Genomic DNA, 25586 nt, shown 5'->3' with positions numbered 1-25586 from the left:
CATGGACGACCTCGACATCCGCCACGAACAGCGCTTTTCCGGTGCCAGCCGTATTATCCTGCTCAGCACGCTGCTGTTTGCCATCCTGGGCATTTGGGCATACTTCGGGACGCTGGATGAAGTCTCCACCGGCAGCGGCAAAGTGATCCCCAGCTCGCGCGAACAGGTGTTGCAGTCGCTTGACGGCGGGATCCTCGCCGAACTGACGGTGCGCGAAGGAGACAAAGTACAGGCCAATCAGGTAGTGGCCCGTCTCGACCCGACCCGCTCGGAATCTAACGTCGGCGAAAGCGCCGCCCGATACCGCGCCTCGCTGGCCTCCAGCGCGCGACTCAATGCCGAAGTCAACGATCTGCCGCTGACCTTTCCCGATGCACTGAACGCCTGGCCCGACCTTATCGCCTCCGAAACCCGGCTGTATAAAAGCCGTCGGGCGCAGCTTGCCGACGCGATGGTCGAACTCCAGGATGCGCTGGTCTCGGTAAATAAAGAGCTGGCAATCACCCAGCGGCTGGAGAAAAGCGGCGCCGCCAGCCATGTGGAAGTGCTGCGCCTGCAGCGACAAAAAAGCGACCTCGGACTAAAAATCACCGACCTGCGCTCGCAGTATTACGTGCAGGCGCGGGAAGCACTGTCAAAAGCCAACGCCGAAGTGGATATGCTGGCGGCCATTTTGAAAGGGCGTGAAGATTCCGTCACCCGTCTGACCGTCCGCGCCCCGATGCGCGGCATCGTGAAAAACATCCAGGTCACCACCATTGGCGGCGTGATCCCGCCCAACGGCGAGATGATGGAGATTGTACCGGTCGACGATCACCTGCTGATAGAAACACGCCTGTCACCGCGCGATATCGCCTTTATTCACCCCGGACAGCGAGCACTGGTGAAAATTACCGCCTATGACTACGCCATTTACGGCGGACTGGAAGGCGTGGTCGAAACCATCTCCCCGGACACCATTCAGGACAAAGTAAAGCCAGAAGTCTTCTACTACCGCGTGTTTATCCGCACCCATCAGGACTATTTGCAGAACAAACTGGGGCGTCATTTCTCGATCGTTCCGGGCATGATTGCCACCGTGGATATCAAAACCGGTGAAAAAACCATCGTCGACTATTTAATCAAACCGTTTAATCGCGCAAAAGAAGCGCTACGGGAGCGCTAAATCGTTGAGGATAAGGGGTTGCAGGGGCTGGTCACGCGTGTCACAAGTCTGTTATACTTGCCTTAACACATTGGGGCTGATTCTGGATTCGACGGGATTTGCGAAACCCAAGGTGCATGCCGAGGGGCGGTTGGCCTCGTAAAAAGCCGCAAAAAAATAGTCGCAAACGACGAAAACTACGCTTTAGCAGCTTAATAACCTGCTAAGAGCCCTCTCTCCCTAGCTTCCGCTCTTAAGACGGGGATAAAGAGAGGTCAAACCCAAAAGAGATCGCGCGGATGTCCTGCCTGGGGCTGAAGTGCTAAAACTAATCAGGCTAGTTCGTTAGTGGCGTGTCTGTCCGCAGCTGGCGTGCGAATGTAAAGACTGACTAAGCATGTAGTGCCGAGGATGTAGGAATTTCGGACGCGGGTTCAACTCCCGCCAGCTCCACCAAAATTCTCCATCGGTGATTACCAGAGTCATCCGATGAAGTCCTAAGAGCCCGCACGGCGCAAGCCCTGCGGGCTTTTTTGTGCCCTCAAATTGTCCCGCGAAGTCCGAAGAGAACTAATTAAATCCGAACCTTTTAGGCACCTTGTTAGGCACCTCATAAAGCTTTATTGTTTTTGAGGTGCCTAAAACTATGGAAACCCGGCAATGGCAAGACAAACCAAACCTCTATCCGTTAAAGAAATCGAATCCGCCAACCCCAAAGAAGCGGACTACGTTCTCTATGATGGTGATGGCCTTGAGCTACTCATCAAATCCAGCGGAAGTAAAATCTGGCAGTTTCGCTACATTCGCCCTGTCACTAAGAAACGTGCGAAGAAGAGCATAGGTCCCTACCCGTCAGTTACCCTTGCCGATGCCCGAAACTATCGGGCAGAGTCCCGCTCTCTTCTGGCGAAACAAATTGATCCCCAGGAACATCAGCAGGAACAACTGCGCAGTTCAATTGAAGCCAAAACCAATACTTTCCAGCTCGTAGCTGAACGTTGGTGGAATGTGAAGAAAGCAAGCGTGACAGCGGACTATGCAGAAGATATCTGGCGCTCTCTTGAGAGAGATGTCTTTCCTGCAATTGGGGACGTTAGCGTTACAGATATTAAAGCTCACACACTGGTTCAGGCCGTTCAACCTGTTCAGGCCAGAGGAGCACTGGAAACCGTTCGTCGACTGTGCCAACGCATTAATGAGGTCATGATCTATGCCCAAAACACAGGGCTGATTGATGCTGTTCCCAGCGTTAATATCGGTAAAGCCTTCGAGAAGCCTCAGAAAAAGAACATGCCCAGCATTCGACCGGACCAGCTACCTCAACTGATGCAGACAATGCGAACAGCCAGCATTAGCCTTTCCACACGCTGCCTGTTCATGTGGCAACTTCTTACTATTACCCGCCCTGCCGAAGCGGCTGAAGCTCGCTGGGAAGAGGTAGACATAGAAGCGCGAGAGTGGAAGATTCCTGCAGCACGCATGAAAATGAACCGCGACCATACTGTTCCATTGTCAGATGAAGCAATTGCGATACTGGAGATGATGAAGCCGTTAAGTGGTAATCGAGAATTTATCTTTCCCAGTCGCATTAAGCCTACCCAGCCGATGAACAGCCAGACAGTGAATGCTGCACTCAAGCGTGCTGGCTTAGGAGGCATACTCGTATCACACGGTTTACGTTCTATCGCTAGTACGGCACTCAATGAGGAAGGATTTCTGCCTGATGTCATTGAAGCAGCACTGGCTCATGTAGACAAAAATGAGGTACGTCGCGCTTATAACCGCAGTGATTACCTTGAGCAACGGCGACCGATGATGCAATGGTGGGCTGATTTTGTTATGGCTGCTGATCGCGGAAGTATGATTGAGGGAGGTATGAGGGGAGAGCGTTTAGCGGGATGACGGATAATTAATGACAGTTCCCACTTTAGTAGTGGGCCAGATGAGAATTTATATTTCAAGCGAAAGCTAATAGTTTTAGAAATAAAGCTAATTAGCATAATATCTCTTAATTGAAGGGATATGGAGCCGCAGAAATAAATGAAGACACGGCAGTATGCGCAAAAATCAATCTTCGATCTGGAAGCAATCTTCGAGCAGTCCAGCAACAATGTTAGCGAACTTGAACAGTTGTTGAGCGAGCTGACCTTTCGCAACACTGCCAGGGCGCGGACGCTGACGGCTAAAATCGAGCAATCTCTATTTGCACTTAGCGGCCACAGCGTGGTCGCCATGTCGGCTTCCAGCCCATCAACACGCCATCCCGATTCGGTGTCCATTCAATCTTCTCGAGTTGTGCCCCACAATTCGCCTGCTGCGGAAGAGCAACTGCAACTGAAGGCCATCCCAGACTCTGCCATACGAGAGCAATTCGACAAAGACCAAATCGACCTTGGTCCGATCCCGTCTTTTTCTCCATCAGGTAAGGCGAATGATGCGCGAGCAATACTGGCAGCATGGACAGCCCTCGAAGCACTGTCGCCTCAAGGTTATAAACGCCCAGAGGATATGGCAACCGGCGACCGCTCTAGGGTTGCTCTATTGGAGCGAGGTGTTCCATGGGGACCAAATGCCCGCAGCAAGCCCAGTTATAAGCTTTATTTCGAGGTCGTCCTCGGCTCCATCGCTCTCGACAAGGCGACGGACGAGCTGGTCAAGGTTTTTGGCGAGGATGAGGAGCGTTCACGCCCGGACGGTAAGAAAGCGGCCATCGGCTCGATCCTGATCGACAAAGAAGGCTATGTGCTTGAGGAAAAAGGCGTTGCCGTGTCCAGTTTTGCCTGGGCACTCAAGCCGGCTCTCGATCTGAAGCTTGGGAGTTTAGGGAATTGGCCGAATGTTGAGCCGCGCATTATCGAGCATCTGGATCGAATGATTCGCCACCACAACAAAGATGGAGAACCCATACCGATCGATCTGAATGTTGTTCATAACGCTTATAAATGGCTTGTATCGCAGTTCAGTGTACCCGAGCATTTGGTTGAGCCACCCACATTCGCGATTAAGGTGTTTCATCATTTCAAGGCTAAGGCGCCGCCTGAACCTTCGTTACTGAATTCCTTCTATCTTGAAGATCTCGGTGAAGCAACCAAATTGCTCGAGACGGGCAAAGCCGGAACCGGTTTGCGCCGCTACATGGGAATTGGCAGACCTGACCAGAAAATCGACGTGCTATCGCCCATTTCCGCAGTTGAGCCGTTCGTCGCACCGTCGCTCATGCCGCAGGCTCGTTGGCCTTCGAAAGGCGGCCATCCACTGGTGTTGCTTCAACAGGCTGCCGTGAATGCGGCGCGTGCTGAGCTGAATGATGCTCCAGGTATCATCGGCGTCAATGGGCCTCCGGGAACCGGTAAGACCACTCTTCTCCGGGATATCGTCGTTGGATGCATTCTCGATCGGGCCACGGCGATGTCCGGCTTCAACAAACCGCAGGATGCCTTTTCCACAACAGGCGAGAAGCTGGCATTCGGTTCCAATGCATTCCTGCACTTCTACAAGTTACATGCATCCTTGAGGGGCCATGAGATCGTCGTAGCCTCCTCCAATAACAAAGCGGTCGAAAACGTCAGTAAAGAGCTTCCTCTCAAGGAAGCCAATGGTCGCCATGAACAGATCGCCTACTTCCGGTCCATCAGCGACCTGATTGCGAATCCCAAACGCGCCGGCTATTTCGAAGCCGAGGCCGAGGGGGACATCCCCTCCGACACTGTCGAAACCTGGGGGCTGATCGCCGCTGCTCTCGGCAAGAGCAGCAACCGAGGCGCGTTTCAGCAAGGTTTCTGGTGGAATGAAGACGGTGGTTTCCTTACCTACCTGAAAGCAGCTCGCGGCATAAATGTCATGCGTGAGATCAAGGACGAGCGAACTGGCGAAACCATCGATCGTGTGATGCCCAGCGTGGTTGTCAATGAGCGGCCCAGCACCAACGAAGCGGATGCTGCTGCGGCCTGGCTGAAAGCGCGAACCGCCTTTCTTAAACTTAAGGAGACGGTAGACGCCGAAATCGCCAGCATCGAAGAGATGCGACGGGATATCCAGGCGCTCAAGGGAGCGATCACCGAACTTCAAAGGGCTGAACAGCGTCGACCGAGTCTGAATGAAGCCGTCGAAGAGGCACACAAGACTGCTGAATCCTGCCAACGAGAGCATGAGAAGGCAAAATCGCAGATCGAGCAGGACAAGATCATGCTCGACAGCCATCTTGCTTGCCGTCCAGGTTTCTTCTCCCGTTTGTTTGCGACTGCGGCCTGGAAGTCGTGGAGATCGACACTGCAGAAGCTCTCGACGACCTTGCAGCAATCAGTCATACGGGCGCAGGGGACGGACGGTGCCCTAGAGCTTGCAAGGGCTGAGTGGAGCAATACTGAGTCCCAGTTACAGCAACTCGACCAGGAAATTTCCAGCAAATGTCAGGCTGTCTCGAAATTGAAGGCAACCGAGGCACAGGCACGAAACCGTATGGGAGACAGGGTCGTTGATGAGAGGTTCTTCGAGCGCGAGCACGAGGCTATCCACCTCACTGCGCCATGGCTTCCCGATGAGGTTCATCGCCTGCGGGAGGATCTTTTCGCCGCTGCCCTGACTGTGCATAAAACGTTCATCGATGCTTCGGCCAGCCGCTTGCAACACAATCTTGGGTTATTGATGTCAGGCATGGTAGCTGGTGCCTTCCAGTCTTCCGCTCACCGTGAACTTCTCCCCGACCTTTGGTCAAGCCTTTTCGTGGTTGTGCCGACCGTGTCCACGACATTCGCCTCTGTTCGGACGATGTTCGGGGATCTGCCACCAGAGAGCATTGGTTGGCTTCTGGTAGATGAAGCGGGCCAAGCCGTTCCTCAGGCAGCAGTTGGAGCTATCATGCGGGCAAAGCGCTCCATTGTGGTAGGTGACCCGTTGCAAATCCCACCTGTAGTTTCACTTCCTGAAAAGCTGAACGCCGAAATCTGCAAGTTCTTTGACATTGACCAAGTCGAATGGTCTGCCCCCGCAGCATCTACGCAGACCCTTGCTGATCAGGCATCGCGCTTCAAATCCACCTTCGTCATGGACGTAGGTGATCGAGAAGTCGGGCTGCCATTGCTCGTTCACAGGCGTTGCCAGAACCCAATGTTTGATGTTTCTAACTCCATCGCCTATGCCGGGCAGATGGTCCATGCTGTCGGGCCTAAAAAACCCGGATCTATAGGCTCGGCTTTGGGGAGATCTCACTGGGTGGATATCAATGGCGATGCTGAGACGAAGTGGTGTCCCGACGAGGGCGAAGCGGTTGTGCGAATGCTCAAAGAGCTGGCAGCATCGGGCATTACAAATCCGGACGTATTTATCATCACACCATTCAAGATCGTAGAGCAGAACATGCGTCGGCGTCTCGACAGTGAAACTGATCTGCTGCGAACGTTCGGCGTAAAGCTGGATGAATGGTGCCGTGATCGTGTAGGCACAATCCACACGTTCCAGGGCCGAGAGGCGGACACGGTAATCCTGTTGCTGGGTGCGCCGAAAGCGAGTCAGCAAAGAGCACGTCAGTGGGCGGCAAGCCCACCAAACATAATCAATGTAGCCGTCTCACGCGCCAAGCAAAACCTGTATGTGGTCGGCTCGGCTGCTGCATGGACAGGGGCGGGAACTAGCCTTCAGGTCCTGCATCGGCAATTGGCGAAATCAGCCTAACAATCTCCGAGGTGGCCCTCATTATTGAGGGCTCATCGCGACTCATTTTTGGCTAACTTCAGTAATGGGCTGGCCGCTATGTGTTAAAATCTGACATTGCTCACATAATAATCAAGCAGTCACTTTTCACCGCCCATCCAAGCTTGATAATTCTTACCGCTCCCCTTATATCCACACTGAGGAATAACCTCTGACATGGCTAAGGAGTATGATTATGGGGCTTAAACCTGGTCCAAAACCAATCGCAAAATCAACAGGAAAACCCGATCAACGCAGACGTGATAATAAGGATACACCCGGCAATACCCCAGGACTGAAACCAAGCAAATCAACTGGGAAGTAATCGTTCAAGGGTATGGAGAATTCATCTATACCCTTATCTCATCAAATCAGTCTGCTTTAGCCCGTTTAGTGCCAATAGCGGACATTGCTAACATTATCTAATACACAACAAAAAATGTCAGTCTATATGATATCATCTACTGTCTTTTAAATTCCCCACCTGTCTCGGTTATTAGTGTTAGATAAGGAATCAAAAAATCATGAGAGCATATAAATTTAGGTCGGCTTCTCAAATAGCATTTACCCTAGATATAATTTTTAATCGTAGGCTTTTTTGCTCTGACTGGAAAATGTTGAATGACCCAATGGAAGGGATGTTTGTTTTCTCTCATCAAACATCTGATGGTTACGACTATAAAAAAGAAATTCAGCAGATAATAGAAGAAAAGAAACGGCTTAAGGTTTGTTCTCTTTCAGCTACATATGAGTCTCATTTACTTTGGGCTCACTATGCTGGGGGGTTTGATGGTTGCGCTATCGAAATTGAAATCCCAGACAATCATCACAGTATTAAACAAATTGAATATAGAGGTGTATTTGCAAATTTAGCAATGCCCAATATTTCTAGTCCTGATGAACTTGCTAACCAAGTTTTATCCTCTAAATATCGAGAATGGGAATACGAACAGGAAGTTAGGATTTTGCAAACGAATGAGTGGTTTTACTTAGATAAACCAGTTCGACGAGTAATAGCAGGGCATAGAATGCCTTCGGCATTATTTGAAGCCATGAATATAATATGCAACTCGATGGGGATTGAATTTTGCCGTACTGGAATTGGTGATGAGGGGATTGATGCCGATTATGTTGAGCCCTCAAAAATTCTAACGCCGAATAATCATCTTGACTGGAATGTACTAAAAAATGACCGATGAATTAGAGATTTATCTGGTTAGCAGAGTGTAAGGCTCAAGATTCCCACGCTCAATAACCAATTGATTGTGAATAACTTTCACCCACAATTGCTCGATGTGAAACCATGAGCAATTGTGATGTAAATGTATGCAACAGGTTTTTATATCTTATTCCCAAGTATTAACTGTGTTGAGCGAGCCATAATTCTAAATATAAATGGCATACCCTCTGTTAGCTCATCGAGTGTTGGCGTTCGCCTGCTTGCTTCCAAAAGTATTGAACGCAGAAACTCAACTTCTGGATCACATGCAATTTCTTCATCCAATGCCTTAAGTTTGCCTTTTATTTCTTTTATCTCTGACAAACTATGGTTGAGGGTTTCACTTCCCTTTATTTCTGAAAGTATACGTCTTTCATGGTAATTAAGTTGCTCACGGAAAAACAATGCCATACTGGCTTTCTTTACTAAAAGCTCCATTTCCTTTCTTTTTTTCTCAAGATCTAAGATTTCTTCTTGAGTTGAGTTTTTATTCGTTTTTAGGGATTTTAACTCACTAATAGTCTTAGTTATGGACTCTAATGAAGTGGCCTCAAGCTGTTCTAAATCTGACTGTGTAATAGCAGGCTTCGACAATGAATAGATGCAAACAATAGTCATTACAAAACCTACAACAGCCATCCCATTTAAATAAATTGGCAGTTCCAATTTATTTAAATACGCAAATAAACCACCTATAATGAAATAAGCCATGCTTAACAAAACCAGTACAGTACAAAACCGCCTCATTCTAACCTCGTTAAATTTTTTTAGTTTATATGGTTAACCTACTAAAGCCTTGTTCCCAGCATTTCGAGCAGGAACTTTACGTTCCTCACTTGAGCAAGCTACTGCGGCAACACAATATCTTAACTTAAAAAACTGAACTAGCAAGCTACTCATAACGTCCGCTCTTCGCTCTCAGCAGACCTTTATCGGCAGGTACTTGTCTGCTGTGTGCCAGAAGCAGATATTATTATATAATTCTTTAACCAATGGATGAGGAAAAATTCTGGAACTTATTAAAACTTCATAACTTTAAATCACCTCATGTAAATAGACCCGTTTTAGTTCCAGGCATTTTTTGAGATCCCGGCCAAATGATTGTGTTGCCGATATTCCTCCGGCGTCATATTGTTCAGTGATTGATGAGGGCGTTCACAGTTATATTCTGACACCCATCTTGCCGTGATTTCCCGCACTTCATTCAGTGTTCTGAACAGATAAAAATCGAGTATTTCTGTACGGTATGTTCGGTTAAAGCGCTCAATAAAAGCATTCTGCGTCGGCTTACCCGGCTGAATAAATTCCAGTTTTACTGCATGTTGCTCTGCCCATTCAGCCAGTACAAGTGAGATAAATTCCGGACCATTATCCATGCGTAGCATGACCGGATAGCCGCGATTTGCCGCGATCCTGTCGAATACACGGACCACGCGCAGAGCTGGCAGATTCAGATCGATTTCAATCGACAACGCCTCACGGTTAAAGTCATCAACGACATTGAACGTGCGAAAACGACGACCACAGACCAGGGCATCATGCATAAAATCGACAGACCAGCTCTGGTTCAGCGCTTCCGGTGTGGCCAGTGGCGAGGGATTACGCACTGGCAACCGTTGTTTGCCTTTACGGCGAAAATTCAGCTTCAGCAGACAATAAATACGATGGATCCTTTTGTGATTCCACGGGTATCCCTGCCGCCGCAGAACCTGGAAAAGTTTTGGAAAACCGTACCGTGGGTATCGCTCTGCCATTGCCTGCAACGCGACAATAACGGGTTCGTCACGCGTGGTATCCGGACGGTAATGGTAAACCGTTCTGCTCAGGTTCAGACTCCGGCAGGCCTGACGGATACTGAGTCCAAATGTTGTTATCAGATGAGTGACCAGCTCACGCTTAAAGGCTGGTTTTAAAGCTTTTTTTCGATAACGTCTTTCAGCGCCCGGTTCTCAAGGCTCAGGTCGGCAAACATCTGTTTGAGACGCCGATTCTCGTCCTCAAGATCCTTGATCTTTTTAATATCAGAAGCCTCCATGCCGCCGTATCTGGACTTCCAGTTGTAGTAGGTGGCCTCAGAGATACCGGCCTCCCGGCAGACATCTTTAACAGTTCGTCCGGCTTCAACCGATTTAATTACGGCAATGATCTGATGCTCAGTAAAACGGGCTTTACGCATAGCGATCTCCTTTGTTGGCAGATTGATTATGCCGGAGGATCTCTAAATGTGAATGGCACGATTATGCGGGATACTTACACTCATTCATTAATGAATCATTAACTGTATGGTTAAAAGATAAAAACTTATTTTTTATTATTAACTTGCTTTGCTAAAGAGCTATAAACCAAATCAACGAAAACATATTTTTCGCATTCCCAAGGTTCACTAATTGATGGGTTTACTAAATCGGGCTTCCCCCCCATTAGACTATGTACGTGCGAATAAATACCAATTCTTTCTGCGAGTTGCATTAGTTTCATTTGATGTTCTGGTGGGAGCATCTTATTTCTAAACCATGTTGTAAATATATGCTTAGTAAGTTCTTTAGTACATATAAACCATTCGCCTTGACGTCTTTCGTTGCTAAATTTTTCATGTAGATAATTTTCTTTTTCTGATCCGCCAGGTTCCAAAGCGTGTAATATTAATTGACCAAAGGTACCTGTTTGTAAGTTAGATAATCTTTTTAGCACATTATTGGAACGTCCTATTTTCACATAAAGCCCCGAATAAGGATTATTTTTATCTGAAGAACCGGCCCAAGTATCAGGTACTTGTAAAATATAATAAATACTACTTACTTTTCCACTCGATACACTATTTGCCCAAGTTTGCCACTCTTCCATCCAGCTATTTGCATCTTCCTTCGTGTCAAAAGAGTGACTTGTATAGTATAATTCACCACTATCCAATAACATATCGAAAACATATTCCCCACTCTCAATCATTCTTAAGTTGTCGGTTCTCATGGAAGTATCTCATAAATTTACAGGGATATATAAAATGGACTTTACTACACTTATTAAGTGATATCCATTTTTATTGTTCCACTTGCAGTGTTCTCATCCATTATGTTACCACCTGATTATTTCATTATTTAATTTAAACAACTTATTGTTAGTGATAACGGTTTGATGCCCGCTTCTCACTCCAATCTAACTTTCAGAATAAATTTGATCTAAAATATCTCAAATAGGCCGTTAGTAAATATGGACCATTGTTAATCAGTTAGAGGATCAATCTGATTTTCTCTAATAAGATTTCGCAACGCAGTACGAGCAGCAGCGATTTCTGTCATCCCATTAAGAACCACGCTGGACTGTCCTCCTCTAACCCCAAAGACTGTAACCATATTCTCTTCACAGAAATACTCACCTTCATACTGCAGGCCATCTTTCTCTACTCGAATGTATGACATAACAACCTCATTTAAGGATCTTTTGTTTGAATCATATCCCCACAAAATAATTTAATCAATCTCACCCTAGACTACACGCGATGCTTGTCTTGTAAGCACTGCACTTAACCGAACCATTCGATTTTAGAGATCCTGCGTACAGTTCAGTTATGCTTGTAAGGCTAATGTCCGCTCCTCGCTCAAAGCAGACCTTATGACCTCGATTTCTGGCAGATCCGAGCCAAGAGCAAAAATTGATATCATCAATCGGCCTCAAGCTTAAGGGGGAACATCTCCCCCTTTTTATGTAACCAGTTTACTGAAGATGTTCTTTCAGCCAGGTACACGCGCCTTCAATGTCATACGCTTTTTCCCCAAAACCTTTCGCAAGCAGAAACTCTGGTAAATATTCATCATATTTATCTAAGTACTTTTCTGGAACATTTACAGCAAGATCAAACGCTGAGGGCAAGCCTGACAGCAGCAGGTCTTTAAGGGCCTGTTGAACAGAAGTGATACTTGAGCCGTCAATTTCTATAACTCCAGCCAATGAATTAGCTTTAAAGCCACAACGTATGAGCAAGGCTGTAATCGTATTGACAACCTTATCTCCCATCCATGGGAGGATGTAACAGTATTGGCCGCTCGTAAGAAAATACTCATTTTGCAGGTTATAACTCTGGAAGTTACGACTGCCTTCCGCAAATAGGCTTCTGGCGGCAGAATCGGCATAATCTACTCTCTTGCTACCTATTGCTATGCGGTAATCACCTTCCCTATAGATAGCGAGCATTTCCTGACGAACGGCATCATGAACAGACATTCCCCCCCCACTAAATTGTGGTGGCTGACCGCCTTTGGTCGCCTCTACATAGATAACTTTTTTCTCTGTCTCGATCTCTGTCACTCTCCAGCGCCGCCCACCGAAGATGATGTGTTGATCTGGTAGCAGTGGGGAATCCACAGGCACTGTTCCAAGGGTTCTGTTTCCGGTGACAATGCGGAACTCTTCTGGTGTGTTGAACACGGCATAAAACGTGTAATGGTTAGTCAGTTTCTCCCCCTCTGCCCCAACAACCATTTCTCCACTAGCGAGTTGAGTGAGCAAGCCACATGCCCCCATATGTTTAAGCAGGCTTTTGAAATCGCCTATATCCACATTACGGAACGGGCCTGTTTGACATAGCTGTGACCAGAGTTGATCAGCACGAACTCCGCCCCATTGCGCGGTAATTGCAAGAATCTGGTGTAGCAGCGTGGAGTAATGCATCTGCTGGGAATCGGCAGGCTCAAACCATTGTTTAGAGATCATCAATCTGATCATTGCCATCGACTGGACCAAATGCAGCCGTAGGTGGTCAACGATACTGCCAGTCACAGTGAGCTCATTTTCTGTAATTAGCATTCTTAGAACTGATGGGGAGTCGCGTCGCCCAGAACGTCCCATACGCTGACGCAGACTGGAAACAGTATGCGGAGGCGTAACTTGGATAACCGACTTAACCTTACCGATATCAATTCCCAACTCAAGCGTCATTGTACAAACAGCTGTTGTGGGCAAATTTCCTTTCTGAAGACGAGTTTCAAGCGCTTCCCGCAATTCCTTGGCAAGGGAACCATGGTGGGGAAAGAATTCATTGGGAACAATATGTTCCTCACACATGTCGCTCAGCGTGGCAGCAATGCTTTCAGTCCGCTTTCGACTGTTTGCAAAGACCAAATGAGAATCGCCACGGCAAAGTCTAAAAATGTCAGCGCAAACGTCATGTTCAGCTGAACTCTGAAGTTCTTCTTCTTTTTGGAGCACTCGCTCCAGATAACCTTTGACCTGTACCTGAAGAGTGGCCTCGCTCTTACTATCTGTAACAGTTACGCAGGGTAGTCGTTTGTCCGGGCGCAAAAGTTCGGGTACTTTCTCCAGTTCCCCCAGCGTGGCACTCAACGCAACGCGGGGAATTGGATTTACCAGGCGTCCTAACACATGGTCAATTCTATTGAGCAGAGAAAGCAGCTGTACACCACGCTCTGAGCCAATGAAAGCATGAAACTCATCAATAACGATGTATGCGACTGACGAAAACGCCTGTTTGAGCCAGCCCATTGAATTTATGAGCAAAGACTCAAGTGACTCAGGTGTAATCAGTAAAATGCCAGCAGGGTTTGTCCGAGCCTTCTTCTTTTTGCTTTGTGGTACATCCCCGTGCCAAGGAGTCACTGGCATTTCCAATGCATCTCCAAGGCTCTCAAGACGACGGTACTGATCGTTAATCAATGCCTTCAACGGACTGATATAGACGATGCCAAATCCATTAGTGAGATCTGCAACTGCCGAACAGGCAGGAAGAAAGAAAGCCTCTGTTTTACCCGCTGCTGTGCCTGCACTGATTAGCACGTCTCGATCACGGGCTAAAATTGCCGGGATAGAACTCTCCTGCAAGGGCCTTAATGTAGACCACCCCTGCTTGTAAACCCACTTACGGACGCGGGGATCGAGACTATCATAGGCACTGCTCATAATTTGAAGTTCGCCAGTCCGTCGTCGTCATCGCTTTCCTCTATAATGGCGTCATCCATTCCGCTGGGCCTGTCCTCTTCAATCGCCACACCCTCGATTAGTGTTTGCCAGTTCATCGTTCTGTTTTGTTCCAGCACGGCCAGCATGTCCAGGAAACCTTTTATGGTATTACGGGGGGTACGGAAGTAAGCGTCTCCAATGGTTTTACTACAGTGATGCAGAAATCCAGTCAGTGCCTCATCTGGAACCAGATAATTCTCTGGATCTCCGCCTGCATAAACATGACGAAGATTTCTCAGTAAAATATACAGTTCCTCAGGGGTGAGGCTGGCAAGATGCAAAGTGGGAGACGAGTAGTCAATCACTCCTGCTTTTTGCGCGAACCGATTTTCCGCCAGACGTGATTGGAGCGCCTGATAGCTGTAAAGACCTTTGCGAGGATCGAAAAGGAACTCTGGCGTCCCCCCGAGGATAAAACCAATATTCTCGGCTGAGCCTTGCAGGCAGTCATTCAGGATCCGCAAAACCTGTTCGTAGTTCGCTGTTCTTGCTTGCGTATTATTCAGTTTAAAGAGGTTCACCATTTCGTCGAGGCTGACCAAAAGACCGGCATAGCCTGCCTGGCGGACAAAAAGGCTCATCAGCTTCAAAGAGTCATAGAATGAAGCGTCTGAGATAATAGTCCGAACGTCGAGATCGTTACGGGCATCAGTTTTAGTGGTGTATTCTCCCCGCAACCAGCGAATAGCATTGGATTTTAGTGTTTCGTTATCCTGCTCATGCCCGCGCCAGAATGCATCAATGACCTTCGCAAAGTCATATCCGCCGACCATATCTGATAGTGCTGCCAAGCGTTTATGAATAACTGATGAAACCTCGGAGCCGTTCGTGTCAGCTTCCTTCCTTGCCTCCGTAACGAATCTTTCAACAACGCTAAGTAACGCATTACCATCCGGCTTGTTTCTGGTGGACATGTTTTTCATAAGCTCAGAATAGAGATTACGAGCCTGACCTCCCGATGAGTGAATGCGTCTGTCAGGAGAAAGGTCTGCACTGATTGACACCAGCTTCTTCTCTAGCGCAATAGAGCGCACAACACTCAGAAAGAACGTTTTACCAGAACCATATTCACCGATGATAAGTCTGAAGCTTGCACCACCGTCAGCAATCCTCTCAATATCCTGGTGGAGAGCGGTGATCTCATTCACGCGGCCAACCTGGATATGCTGAATGCCTATCCTTGGCGTTACACCTGACTTAAGTGACTGAATAATAGCGTCGCGTTCTTTCACTCTTATACGTGTTACAGACATTCACTATCCCTCTAATTCTTTGGCAATTTCCAGGTCAACCCAGATATCATCATCGGCATCGTCCAGTACCGGAGCATCAACCACCGCATAGGACCAGTCATTAATCACCTCAAGCGCACCGCCGAGCATCAAATTCAAATTTCCGCACAATTCTGTCGCCTCTTTCCGGGACCACTGTTCTTTCTCCAGCAAACTGCGATAAAGCTGGCTATGTGCGGAGTCTAGCCCCCCCGCCTCCGTTAATGAGGCTGGAGCGCTTTCTGGCTCTTCCGGTTCTTCTTCGGTGAAAATTGTGTTCAGCAATTTACGAACATCATCCGTGGCAGATTCGTGGCGGGCAAGTACATTAGCATCCAGTGTGAACCCTACTGCTGGCTGATCAGTTGGTACAGACGAGACGAGATCATGTTCAGTTGCGGAATGCTGATGGATATTGCTCGAGACAGATGAGGGATCCAGCCCCAAACTTGAATAAATCTTCTCAAGCTGTTTGATTTCGGCAGGCGCTATTGTCCTATCCGAACAGGCAACACTAACGATAACTTTACCCACAGCAGCTTTTTCCGCGGCCCCCATCAACTCAATCCTGCTTTTCATTCCTGTCATATTGGCTGGGGTATGAAGTTGCCACGTTAAATACGCATGTAGAGAGCGTTTTTCATCATCGGTGAAGCCAGTATTGTTGTTGATGGCATTCTCAAGCACTTTCTGTTCAGCTTGATCAAGAGAATCGTCAATCAAGGCGACCATCGCCCCTAATCTGAGCGTCATTACTGCTGAGATAAATTCAGAAGAAGGTGAGAAGCGTCCACCTTCGGCGGCAGGGAATAGAACAAGTGTCCCATCAACATCCGCCTTCACATGGTGATAATACGGGTCAGGTGCCAGACCGTAGCCCATCTTCAGAGCAAAGGCCTGCATCAAATCGGCCTCTTTTTTATTGATCTTATTGGGGCAACTGGCATTCATATGTGCCCAAAAGTCAGCAACTGAGACTAACCCCTCCTTGACGAGGATCGCCTCATCAGCCCAGCGTTTGAATGAGCTTAATATTTTTTCTGCGCTTTCATTAACGATCTCTGAAGGGAGCAACATAATTGCAGCCGTATCATTGACTGACGTACCTTTCCTACCAAGGTAGCGACTATAAGCATCAAGTTCATCCGTACATATGTCGGCAAGAGCCATAATTTTCTGGACAGGGCTCTTCAACGCACTTGGATCAGGCAGGTCGGGAACAGGGAGTCGAACACCTCGCAAACTAGGACTTGCTGGTGTGTAATCTAACCTTAGGCGCGTTTTATTCGCCTTAACGACCATCCCTTCACCATATTTGAGGGTGTAACGCCGTTTGAAAAGCGCAGCAAACTCTTTAGCACAGCGGCGAGCCGGGGTACGCAGCGAATACTCGGTGTGGTTTATTAACCAGTTCAACGCCAGTTCAGCTGATACAGGAACTCCTTCATGTACAGTTTTTGCCAGAGCCAGCTTAAATTGCATGCTGTTGCTGAAACCTGAATTGCTATCGAGCTCAGTGGCTAAGCCCATGTTCGGGCGCAGAATAGACATGGCTTCGAGTAACTGGGCCGAATATCCACGGAATGAGCGGTTCTCAATGAATACGGATCTTAACCGAGCGACTTCTTTGAACAGATTACGGAACTCAGCATCAGGGAATTTTGGGTCAGTGGAATCTATGAGCGCTTTTCTTTCCAGGCCGTAGAGGTAGATAAAAACATAGCCGATAGGACACGATGGATCAGACCTATCGCTGGCGAGCCAACTGACATACGCACCGCGTGCTTCTGGGGAAAGAGAGGAAAAACTGGGCCAGTATCCTAATGAACTGTCCTCGTAAAGATAAGAAGTAGGTTTTATCTTACATGTGTCATCAATTAATGATGCCTCATTTCCATCGTCATAATAGCCGCCTGATTCCTGACCGGAGGGCTTCATACGTTGCCCCAAGTAAATGTGGCCACCGCTAATTGCTACACCAGCTACAGTTATCATCTCACCCGGAAGTACCCATCGAGCTAGTGCACCTGCTGACTTTGAGGTGTTCCGGTAATGATTGGTTGTCACCCGAAGTTCAACACCCCGACCACCGCTCAATGTAAAAGTTGCAAGGTTATCGTCTTCACTATCATCGTTTCGCACAACCGCCTCTTTTTTCTTGATGTCAGCGAGCCATTCTTTTGGCGGTGCTTTCACGGGGCTTGAAGCATAAGACTTTGGAGATTTACGTTTTTTCTTTCTAAAAAACAACAAGTAAATTACTAAAATCGCCGCCAGAAACTTCAATAACTCCATGATATATAACCTTAAAATCATTCTCCATTCACATTTGAAATGTGGTAGGGAATGCATGGCAAGTGGATTAATCTCAAAATAATACGTCTAAATCGCTAGGGTTAAAAGCAAATCGCAATTAAAATTAACCAATTGATTTAAATAACAAAAATCATTGAATAATTTACTCAACCAGAAGTGAATTTTTAAGGAGTAAAAAGCCTGCTGGGCCATTCGCCTAAGAATGATGTTGTACTAATGCTAGGTTAACATACGAGCAAATATACTGCGGATGCAGAACTGACCGCTGTATGATGACATTTACCTAGTCGTTGAGAATTTCGGTAACTATTGGAAAGCCGTTAGAGACTGTACATTCTCGGATTTTAAGAGTAGCTGGTTTAGTTTTGTGTAATAGCTGCGTCAGGTCAAACCTGATCTATGAGCAGATATAGCGAGGGGCCCCACGCTGATTTTTATCAACTAATTAAGCTATGAGCTGAGTTGTGCCGAAGTTAAGATATCCTCATCACCTACGTTGATGAGCTGAAGAGCATCTCTGACGCCATTAATGCAGTTTATCCGGAGAGCGGATTAAGTTCTGTATCATTCACATGGTGCGTAATAGCCTGCGGCTCGTATCTTAGAAGGACTACAAAGCATTAACCCATGACCTGGGGTACCAGCGGCAGAGGCGGTTTTACACGACGAATACCATTGCCAGATTGGACAGTGTGATCCGGCATACCATTAAAAAGTGCAAGGTACTCCCGACAGATTACTCATTAAAAAGTTGTATCGCTATCAACCCTGTCAGTATCGCTAAAAAGACGATGATGTTCAGGGGAGCTCGTATCGTCTTATTATCAGCTCTATGCTCTTCTGCACAGCCACATCTGAGAAAAAGCAGTCACATGGAATCACGTACGCGCTCTCAAGGTACCGGGCTATCGATTTTGCGACACCCCGATACGTTTTTGTACTGCCTTCGCGAACGCCGCCTTCACTCTTTTGTCTTTGACTGACCATTCAGCCAACAACTTGCTCTGGCTTGCCTCCACCATTGCCGCGTCCCGTGAGTCGTTTTTATCCTGTGCGGAAGGCCATCCATGCTCCTCAATATAGGGCCTTAACGCTTTAATAATTGCGTTGATGGCATCGGTTTTAGTTTCCCAGCCCTCAGGTTGCGCTTCCAGGTGTTTTATCACTTCGTCTTTAACGCCATCAAAACGTGTCGCTTTGACCTTTCCGCCATAAGCAGAATTGAGTTTATGCCGTTCCTTGATTCTTTTACCTGCTGCGGATTCACTGCGTTTCAGACCGCGATCCAACAACGCGATAGCCTTCAGCATTAATTGCACCGCATGATCTGGATCAGATTCGAGAGCCGATGTTCCCTGCTCCCAGTATTGTTCAGCCTCAGACATATCGTTCCTGATCCCCTTTATCATCCATTCTGAAAGACTGAAAATTTTCAGATAACGCCGCCATTTTTTCTCTCCGTGCTCATCAGCAAGTCGCCGCGCTAAATCTTCATCCTTCGTTTGTCTCCCTGTTTGTAGCACGATAACAATTTCAGTATCTTTATTCAGCCATTGCCTGGCGATATGTTTCTGTCTGACCCCGAGATGAAAACGTAACGCTTTCCTCTTTTTACGAAATACGATGAGTAACTCATCAGGGGTAAAATCCCTGTCTAAATCAGCCATGAAGTCCCTCTTTTCGAATGACAATTTCTATACTCCAGTAAATTTCCTTGCCTGACACCTGGAACGACTCATTCTTGCCCTTAGCCAGACGCTTCCGACACCATTCTCGAAAAAAAACATTCTGTCACCAACAAAAAACGGGAAAAAACCTAAAAAAAAACCTCCTATCTCATTGTTATAAAATGCCTTTTTTGCTACAGCCACCAGGCGGGTGCCATTACCTGTTCCGGCACCATACAATTGCGTCCATATCGAAAGAACAGGGGGAATTAACAGATATGTCTGTACAAGGTATCAGGATACTGCGCATACGCGCCGTTGTTAACAAAACGGGCATCGCCCGCTCAACCATCTATGACTGGATCAACCCGAAGTCACCGCGTTACGACCCGACCTTCCCGAAACAGCGCAGGCTGGGTATGCAGTCCGTCGGCTGGCTTGAGTCAGAGCTGGATGCATGGCTGCTGGAACGCCAGCAGGCATCATAAGCGATGAGATAGTATTGGTAAAAATTAAAGGAGGATACGCAGGTTATATAACAACGTCTCTGATTTAAATATGTGCTCGCTGCGACATATTTTTGCCAGTTGCAAGGAAACTGAATACGATTATTTATTGGGTAAGATTATTACTTTAAATAAATTTTGACGCTTGGCTATTTTATTATATTCACAACTACCCGTTACTGAAAACAGTAACCAAGGAGAATATTACATGCAGAATATACTGCCACACACTGTCATTCCGAAAATGCCGGAGCCTTATATTCCCGTACAAAATAGAACCCCGGAGGGTTACCCTGTCTGCGCGTTCCCGCCGGTGATGCGGGATGTCATTGATGCTCTTTATAACGAGACGGGTATCCCGGCGGAACTGATAGCGGGGGCCGTACTGGCAGCCTCTTCCCTCGCCTGTCAGGCTCATATTGAGGTGGTACCACCACACTCATCGGATCCGATGCACTGTGCACTGTATTTACTGACGTTGGCGGTCTCCGGTGAAGGTAAGACCAGTATCAGCAAAAAAGTGATGAAGCCTTTTTACCGGTTCGCTGAGCAAATGAAGCAGCAGCACGACAGTCTGATGAAGGCACACCTGCGTGCTGATAATATCTGGAAAATACACCAGAAAGCATTGACCAGTAATCTGTACACTGCCATCAAAAGCGGTTCTGAGGGGACGGAGGAAGAACGGCTGTTAGATGAACATGCAGAAACCCGGCAGCAGCCTCCGACCCGCCTGGCGATGCTTTATGACGACACCACCGCAAAGGCGCTCCTGGAAGGTTTGAGCCGGTATTCTGAAGCCGGGGTGCTCTCAGATGAGGCAATTACCTTTTTTAAAGGGTATCTGAAAAACAACCTCGGTTTACTGAATAAAGCCTGGGACGGGGAGACCTATGAATACCACCGCCCGGGCGGTGAGGAGTACGATATCAACGCCTGCCTGACCCTGGCATTAATGGTTCAGCCCCCGGTCTTTGAAAATTACCGCCGTAACCACGGTGAACTCAGCAAGGGAAGTGGTTTTCTGTCGCGGTTTCTTTATATCAATACCATCAGCACGCTGGGACGTCGCCGCACAAATACGGACCATGCTCATTCTGATGAAGCATTAAATGTGTTCCACAGTAAAATTAACCAGTTACTTGATAAGCAAAAGGCGCGTTTTTATAGTCACGATACGCAGAAACAAACGCTCAGATTATCTGATGATGCGACCACTTACTGGGCAGATAAACAGTCAGAGCTCAGCCGTAAAACAGCCCCCGGACAGCAGATGGAGCATATCAGTGAAATTGCAGCCAAAGCGGGGGCGAATGCCCTCAGGGTTGCGGCCATTCTGACATATATGTATTCACCTGAGAGTTTATGTATTTCGCGGGGGGTCATCCAGGCCGCCTTCAAAATTGTGGAATGGCATCTTGAAGAAGCGGAAAGGCTGTTTTTCCCTTCTTCTGAACGGAATGCATTTATGGAGGACGTTTACGAGATGTTCAGGTGGCTTAAGGAGAAATTTCTCGATAATGAGGGATATCCACTCAGGAAAAATGAGGTAAACCGGAACGGCCCGAACCGGCTGCGTGACGCCAGTAAATCACAATCTGTTCTTGAGCAGTTAATCGCACTGGGTCTGATTTGTTTTATTCGTCCCGGCCGTCATTCTGCGGTGTATATTGCCATGCCCTCCCTGGAATGTCGCCACTCATGGTGTATTCCACCGGCATTCCTGGAGAACGGACATAATCCGATTATTGCATCGCCAGAGAATGTCACTGGCAGGTATGGTTTTGAATACTTTGACTTTAACAGGCTGGAATATTAATCGGGACACCTCACTACAGAGACCCGAATGGCCAGAGCGTAAACCGGTTAAACGTCTTGGAAAAACAGCCACAGAGGCAAAAACCCCGCGCCAGTCGCGACTGGTCGCAATCCGCGCGGGGTTTTCTCAGAATACAGTGCTAAAAAACAGATAATGACGACTGGTGGAAAGCTCTGTGGATATGAACCATTAACAGCCATCAAAACATGTAATTTCACACAATGTGTTTTGCTAGTGTATTTCTTACTCATTTGAGACAAATACATTAACATTTAATTAATGTTGATTAATAAATATATTTAATGACATATAAAAATAGCATCATTGTTATTAACAACAAAAGCAAAGACATTATCACATTAAATAAGAGTTTAATTATGGCCGTATGTAAAAGAAATAACTGCATGGCACAGATCGGCCATTCACCCGCCGAACGGATATTACGGCTATGCCCGGTACATTATCAGGGCAGACAGTTAAATGCAGCCAGACGAACGGAAAGAGCAGCATTAATATGCCAGTATCCCGCCTGTGGTATCAGTATATCTGAAACCCGCAATCAGTTTTATTGTTGTAAGGAACATCGGGATAAAGCCCGGAGGTTAATCGATGACGATGCTATTATAAGACTGGTTAAGCACTCTTACTGGCTCAATCTGGAAGCTATGCTAAAAAATAATTCCCTTGGACTGGGGAGTATCACCGGTCCGACGGATATTGCAGACCTCATTCGGTTATATCAGCGCAAAGCTGTCCACCAAAAAACGTATAATATGCTGAACGGGCACAGAGTTGCTGATACGACAAAAAGGTTAATCCCCTGGCTGGATCTTGAGCTATGCCACATTTACCCTAACTCTAAGGGCGGTGCAAATATCGCCAGAAACATTATCATCGCACCTGCTGCTATAAACCGGATGATGAAGGATTTTATCCCCTGCTGTCAGTCAGGAGTGCTGAGTGGCATAAAAGCAATGGAAACACCTCAACCGGTTAAATCGACCTTACTGAAAGCGTTAACGGATAAATACGGTTCAGATGCTGTACAGGAAGCATTGTACGGAGTTAAGCATCTTGCCTTTGCTGATTTAAGTCTGTCACGCAGGCTATTTGACACTGATATTTACGCATTCCCTCCACTAACCCGTCTGTTAAAAGAGGAAGCCTTACGCCTGAATTTGATGTCACTATGGGAAACGCTGGTTTGTACCGAAGTCAGCGTCTGGCTTAATGCCGGGCCTGCGAATGAATTATTTGCCGTTGCCGCGTTTCATGCGTTGCTGAACGGCGACGCCGACCACCTGCTGGAGCAATGTTATCGTTTAGTCGATGAAATCAGGGTGAAGCACAAGCGGGGGTCTCAACAAATCTACGACGAATTTCAGCATATACTCAGCCAGTACATGGCAAAATATTTTCACATTGACACCAGCGACCACAGAGCCTGTAATCTCTTCTATAACCGCTTTTTTAGTGTTCCTCCTGTCACAGAGGACGGTGTCTGCGCCATACCGCCTCAGTGATGCATTTCCTCAGCCTGTGTTCAATAAAATCTCAGATATATATCACCCTTCCGAAGTGAAACCGGACCATCGATAAACTCGGGCGAGGTTTACGGTAAATATATTTACTGAACCACGATCAATTTTGTCGATCGGTTCGATCGAATTTCATCGTTATCCCCTTCTTTTTTGCAGCTATAAAATCCCAACGGGATGCTTATGACTGTCTGTCTTCTACTAAAAAACATGCAGATACCCTTTCCGGGTAGAGTTTTACGAAAACCAGAGGTGCACAAAAATGAACAGAAAAATGATTCACCCTTTATTACTGACCTGTGCGCTGGTACCGGCAGTGGCAATGGCCTTCGGTAATCAAACCACCTGGACCCGTGGATGGGGGCAGGGAGTATCAGAGTTTGTTATCAACGGGGAAGGTCAGTCACAACTGTCTCTGAGCTGTGAGGATTATGGCTCGCAACCGGCCACGGTCATATTTACTGACGCCAGCGGGCATCAGGTCAGTATGGATGAAGATAAAAGCCTTCAGGTCAGTATCGACGGTGGAGCACTTATTGATATCAGCGAATCTGGCAGTCGCGTGGGCGGTAATAACCTGGCGCGGGCCTGGGATCAGTTACGTAATGGCAAACAGGTCTCAGTGACAGGAGACGGTGCTAAGCCTGCCACTTTCACGCTGGCCGGGGCGGCTAAGGTACTACCGGCATTCGGGACACACGGCTGTGTGGGTAAAGATGCACTCTAGCCTGTATCTGAATTTAACGTCTGCTGATTACGTGATTTATAAAAGGAACAGATTATGAAATTTAAACACATGCTGGTACCCGCACTACTTGTTCTGTCAGCCCTGGCGCTGGCAGAGCCAACCTCACCCGTTAAAGTGGAAACCAGTAACCAGGTTCACCCTGCCGGAACACGCTACGTCACGGTCGTGGTCACTGCACTGGATAACACCGTGAAAGTCGAAAATATTGACGTGAACCGGGGAAACTGTCGCATTGCCAACCAGAAATATCTGTACTCCAGCAATAAAGAAACTATTTTGCCTGCCACCCTGCGTTACGGGCAGTCCGTCAGCGTGAGTTTTTATAATAACTGCGTGGCTTCAGAAGTCGTCGTCACTACTGATAAGGGGGGATGGCGTTACACTTACCACTGAGTCCCCCGCCCCTGATTAACGTTTCTCAACCTAAAAAATGCCACATGACCAACGGGCTGCCGCTGCGCAGTCCAGAGCAAACCCTATGATCTTTCTGAAAATGCTGGTGACGGCCCTGAGCCAGGCACTGACCTGGTGCGGCGGGCATCAGGCCCGGCAGTTTATTGAAATTCGCCTGCGTCAGGCAGGCTACGATGACAACAGTATTGATACAGCCCGGGAAGCAGTCACGTTGCTGGTCACTGCACTTATCACCGCCCTGATGGCGCAGATACTGAAGATTCTGGATACGCTGTAGTCCTGCCCGCCATAGCCCTCCCACAGTGAACAACATATCTGCCCCTGCCTCCTCACGGAGCAGGGGCTTTTGCTTTTATGCCTTCAGATTAATCAGATGAGGAATCAACTATGCGATTAGCCAGCCGTTTTGGTCGGGTGAACCAGATTCGCCGCGACCGCCCCTTAACCCGCGAAGAACTGATGCAGCATGTCCCCAGCGTCTTCGGGGAAGACAAGCACGACTCCAGAAGCGAAAAGTACACCTACATACCCACCATTACCCTGCTGGAGAACCTTAAACGTGAAGGGTTCCAGCCATTCTTTGCCTGTCAGTCACGAGTGCGCGACCAGAGCCGACGGGAACATACAAAGCATATGCTGCGCCTGCGTCGTGCCGGTCAGATAAACGGTCAGCAGGTACCGGAAATCATCATTCTGAATTCGCACGATGGCGCATCAAGTTTTCAGTTGCTGCCGGGGATATTCCGAAGCGTCTGCACCAATTCGCTCGTTTGCGGACAGTCGTTTGGCGAGATCCGCGTGCCACACAGGGGCGACGTTGTCGGGAAGGTGATTGAGGGGGCCTATGAGGTTCTCAGCGTCTTTGAGCGGGTGGAAGAGAAACGTGACGCCATGCAGTCCGTGCAACTCCCGTCACCCGCACAACATGCACTGGCTAAAGCGGCGCTCACATATCGTTTTGGGGAAGAGTACCAGCCAGTGACTGAATCGCAAATTCTTGCACCTCGCCGCTGGCAGGACGAGAGCGATGACCTGTGGACCACTTACCAGCGCATCCAGGAAAATCTGCTGAAAGGCGGACTAAGTGGCCGTACCGCGCAGGGGAAACGTACCCACACCCGCCCAGTAAACGGGATTGATGGCGACGTTAAGTTAAACCGTGCGCTCTGGGTGATGGCGGAGAACATGCTGAACCTGTTGGACAGGTAATCACCCGCGCCCCGCCACCGAAATCAATCCCCGGCCCGAGACCTCCATTCGACATCTACATGCATAAGGAAAAATTA

The 25586-nt window shown here is 47.8% G+C and carries 19 protein-coding genes and 1 other RNA gene; 12 read left to right on the top strand and 8 right to left on the bottom strand.

Translation table 11 applies throughout. The annotated features are described in order from the left end of the window. The first annotated feature begins 1 nt into the window (after position 1). The 5 genes from AC3ITF_RS05605 (at position 2) to AC3ITF_RS05585 (ending at position 8031) form a co-directional block, all read left to right on the top strand. Positions 2 to 1165 (top strand): beta-barrel domain-containing protein, encoded by a 1164-nt coding sequence (locus tag AC3ITF_RS05605; protein ID WP_181820347.1) that lies wholly within the window; start codon positions 2 to 4, stop codon positions 1163 to 1165. Between the two features lie 72 nt (positions 1166 to 1237). Beyond that, positions 1238 to 1600: a transfer-messenger RNA gene (ssrA, locus tag AC3ITF_RS05600) on the top strand. Between the two features lie 204 nt (positions 1601 to 1804). Then, positions 1805 to 3046, top strand: coding sequence for an integrase (locus tag AC3ITF_RS05595; RefSeq protein WP_146717335.1), 1242 nt, complete (start codon positions 1805 to 1807; stop codon positions 3044 to 3046). A gap of 138 nt (positions 3047 to 3184) precedes the next feature. Further along, complete coding sequence (locus AC3ITF_RS05590) at positions 3185 to 6814, top strand: DEAD/DEAH box helicase (RefSeq protein WP_146717336.1); 3630 nt, start codon at positions 3185 to 3187, stop codon at positions 6812 to 6814. Positions 6815 to 7356: 542 nt separating this feature from the next. Then, a complete protein-coding gene (locus AC3ITF_RS05585; RefSeq protein WP_153879342.1) occupies positions 7357 to 8031 on the top strand; it encodes a DUF2971 domain-containing protein in 675 nt (224 codons plus the stop codon). A 140-nt stretch (positions 8032 to 8171) separates the two neighbouring features. Here AC3ITF_RS05585 and AC3ITF_RS05580 read toward each other — a convergent pair whose 3' ends face one another. The 8 genes from AC3ITF_RS05580 to AC3ITF_RS05545 form a co-directional block, all read right to left on the bottom strand. Then, positions 8172 to 8762 (bottom strand): hypothetical protein, encoded by a 591-nt coding sequence (locus tag AC3ITF_RS05580; RefSeq protein ID WP_228758114.1) that lies wholly within the window; start codon positions 8760 to 8762, stop codon positions 8172 to 8174. Between the two features lie 353 nt (positions 8763 to 9115). Beyond that, positions 9116 to 10227 (bottom strand): IS3 family transposase gene (locus AC3ITF_RS05575; RefSeq protein WP_153879344.1). Its coding sequence is split into 2 segments (ribosomal slippage): positions 9116 to 9966 and positions 9966 to 10227, totalling 1113 coding nucleotides; the frame shifts between segments, so codons are not numbered across the junction. Between the two features lie 125 nt (positions 10228 to 10352). Beyond that, positions 10353 to 11018 (bottom strand): GIY-YIG nuclease family protein, encoded by a 666-nt coding sequence (locus AC3ITF_RS05570; RefSeq protein WP_153879345.1) that lies wholly within the window; start codon positions 11016 to 11018, stop codon positions 10353 to 10355. Positions 11019 to 11269: 251 nt separating this feature from the next. Beyond that, complete coding sequence (locus AC3ITF_RS05565) at positions 11270 to 11467, bottom strand: hypothetical protein (protein ID WP_014226449.1); 198 nt, start codon at positions 11465 to 11467, stop codon at positions 11270 to 11272. A 295-nt stretch (positions 11468 to 11762) separates the two neighbouring features. Next, positions 11763 to 13961 carry a DEAD/DEAH box helicase gene (locus tag AC3ITF_RS05560; RefSeq protein WP_146717339.1) on the bottom strand — a complete coding sequence of 733 codons (2199 nt, stop codon included), beginning with the start codon at positions 13959 to 13961 and terminating at the stop codon, positions 11763 to 11765. Then, positions 13958 to 15274, bottom strand: coding sequence for an ATP-binding protein (locus AC3ITF_RS05555; RefSeq protein WP_146717340.1), 1317 nt, complete (start codon positions 15272 to 15274; stop codon positions 13958 to 13960). The genes AC3ITF_RS05560 and AC3ITF_RS05555 overlap by 4 nt, the downstream gene beginning before the upstream one ends. Positions 15275 to 15277: 3 nt before the next feature. Further along, the gene (locus AC3ITF_RS05550; protein WP_146717341.1) at positions 15278 to 17587 is read right to left on the bottom strand and encodes a tellurite resistance TerB family protein; all 2310 of its coding nucleotides are present in this window, start codon (positions 17585 to 17587) and stop codon (positions 15278 to 15280) included. A gap of 926 nt (positions 17588 to 18513) precedes the next feature. Then, positions 18514 to 19275 carry a hypothetical protein gene (locus tag AC3ITF_RS05545; protein WP_004114617.1) on the bottom strand — a complete coding sequence of 254 codons (762 nt, stop codon included), beginning with the start codon at positions 19273 to 19275 and terminating at the stop codon, positions 18514 to 18516. A gap of 278 nt (positions 19276 to 19553) precedes the next feature. Here AC3ITF_RS05545 and AC3ITF_RS05540 point away from each other — a divergent pair, with 278 nt between their 5' ends. The 7 genes from AC3ITF_RS05540 (at position 19554) to AC3ITF_RS05510 (ending at position 25509) form a co-directional block, all read left to right on the top strand. Further along, positions 19554 to 19763, top strand: a complete 210-nt coding sequence (locus AC3ITF_RS05540; RefSeq protein WP_004136909.1) for a helix-turn-helix transcriptional regulator — start codon at positions 19554 to 19556, stop codon at positions 19761 to 19763. A gap of 226 nt (positions 19764 to 19989) precedes the next feature. Then, positions 19990 to 21600: a YfjI family protein gene (locus AC3ITF_RS05535; RefSeq protein WP_146717391.1), complete on the top strand. Its 1611-nt coding sequence runs from the start codon at positions 19990 to 19992 to the stop codon at positions 21598 to 21600. Positions 21601 to 21902: 302 nt separating this feature from the next. Next, entirely contained in the window at positions 21903 to 23123 is a 1221-nt protein-coding gene (locus tag AC3ITF_RS05530; RefSeq protein WP_228758116.1) for a hypothetical protein, read from the top strand. A 277-nt stretch (positions 23124 to 23400) separates the two neighbouring features. Next, positions 23401 to 23865, top strand: a complete 465-nt coding sequence (locus AC3ITF_RS05525; RefSeq protein WP_146717342.1) for a hypothetical protein — start codon at positions 23401 to 23403, stop codon at positions 23863 to 23865. 54 nt (positions 23866 to 23919) lie between these two features. Further along, positions 23920 to 24279, top strand: coding sequence for a hypothetical protein (locus tag AC3ITF_RS05520; protein ID WP_146717343.1), 360 nt, complete (start codon positions 23920 to 23922; stop codon positions 24277 to 24279). An 85-nt stretch (positions 24280 to 24364) separates the two neighbouring features. Next, positions 24365 to 24577, top strand: a complete 213-nt coding sequence (locus AC3ITF_RS05515; protein WP_045892087.1) for a hypothetical protein — start codon at positions 24365 to 24367, stop codon at positions 24575 to 24577. Positions 24578 to 24687: 110 nt separating this feature from the next. Further along, complete coding sequence (locus AC3ITF_RS05510) at positions 24688 to 25509, top strand: DUF932 domain-containing protein (RefSeq protein ID WP_146717344.1); 822 nt, start codon at positions 24688 to 24690, stop codon at positions 25507 to 25509. The last annotated feature ends 77 nt before the right edge of the window (positions 25510 to 25586 follow it).

This window comes from Citrobacter sp. KH_055_1, assembly GCF_057838705.1.
The sequence above is the reverse complement of the archived record's forward strand: the minus strand, read 5'-3'. Positions and strand labels throughout refer to the sequence as shown.

Bases quoted from the DNA above. Each gene is read 5' to 3' on its own strand.
- AC3ITF_RS05605 (WP_181820347.1), top strand. From the start codon at position 2: ATGGACGACCTCGACATCCGCCACGAACAGCGCTTTTCCGGTGCCAGC.
- AC3ITF_RS05595 (WP_146717335.1), top strand. From the start codon at position 1,805: ATGGCAAGACAAACCAAACCTCTATCCGTTAAAGAAATCGAATCCGCC.
- AC3ITF_RS05590 (WP_146717336.1), top strand. From the start codon at position 3,185: ATGAAGACACGGCAGTATGCGCAAAAATCAATCTTCGATCTGGAAGCA.
- AC3ITF_RS05585 (WP_153879342.1), top strand. From the start codon at position 7,357: ATGAGAGCATATAAATTTAGGTCGGCTTCTCAAATAGCATTTACCCTA.
- AC3ITF_RS05580 (WP_228758114.1), bottom strand. From the start codon at position 8,762: ATGGCTTATTTCATTATAGGTGGTTTATTTGCGTATTTAAATAAATTG.
- AC3ITF_RS05570 (WP_153879345.1), bottom strand. From the start codon at position 11,018: ATGAGAACCGACAACTTAAGAATGATTGAGAGTGGGGAATATGTTTTC.
- AC3ITF_RS05565 (WP_014226449.1), bottom strand. From the start codon at position 11,467: ATGTCATACATTCGAGTAGAGAAAGATGGCCTGCAGTATGAAGGTGAG.
- AC3ITF_RS05560 (WP_146717339.1), bottom strand. From the start codon at position 13,961: ATGAGCAGTGCCTATGATAGTCTCGATCCCCGCGTCCGTAAGTGGGTT.
- AC3ITF_RS05555 (WP_146717340.1), bottom strand. From the start codon at position 15,274: ATGTCTGTAACACGTATAAGAGTGAAAGAACGCGACGCTATTATTCAG.
- AC3ITF_RS05550 (WP_146717341.1), bottom strand. From the start codon at position 17,587: ATGGAGTTATTGAAGTTTCTGGCGGCGATTTTAGTAATTTACTTGTTG.
- AC3ITF_RS05545 (WP_004114617.1), bottom strand. From the start codon at position 19,275: ATGGCTGATTTAGACAGGGATTTTACCCCTGATGAGTTACTCATCGTA.
- AC3ITF_RS05540 (WP_004136909.1), top strand. From the start codon at position 19,554: ATGTCTGTACAAGGTATCAGGATACTGCGCATACGCGCCGTTGTTAAC.
- AC3ITF_RS05535 (WP_146717391.1), top strand. From the start codon at position 19,990: ATGCAGAATATACTGCCACACACTGTCATTCCGAAAATGCCGGAGCCT.
- AC3ITF_RS05530 (WP_228758116.1), top strand. From the start codon at position 21,903: ATGACATATAAAAATAGCATCATTGTTATTAACAACAAAAGCAAAGAC.
- AC3ITF_RS05525 (WP_146717342.1), top strand. From the start codon at position 23,401: ATGAACAGAAAAATGATTCACCCTTTATTACTGACCTGTGCGCTGGTA.
- AC3ITF_RS05520 (WP_146717343.1), top strand. From the start codon at position 23,920: ATGAAATTTAAACACATGCTGGTACCCGCACTACTTGTTCTGTCAGCC.
- AC3ITF_RS05515 (WP_045892087.1), top strand. From the start codon at position 24,365: ATGATCTTTCTGAAAATGCTGGTGACGGCCCTGAGCCAGGCACTGACC.
- AC3ITF_RS05510 (WP_146717344.1), top strand. From the start codon at position 24,688: ATGCGATTAGCCAGCCGTTTTGGTCGGGTGAACCAGATTCGCCGCGAC.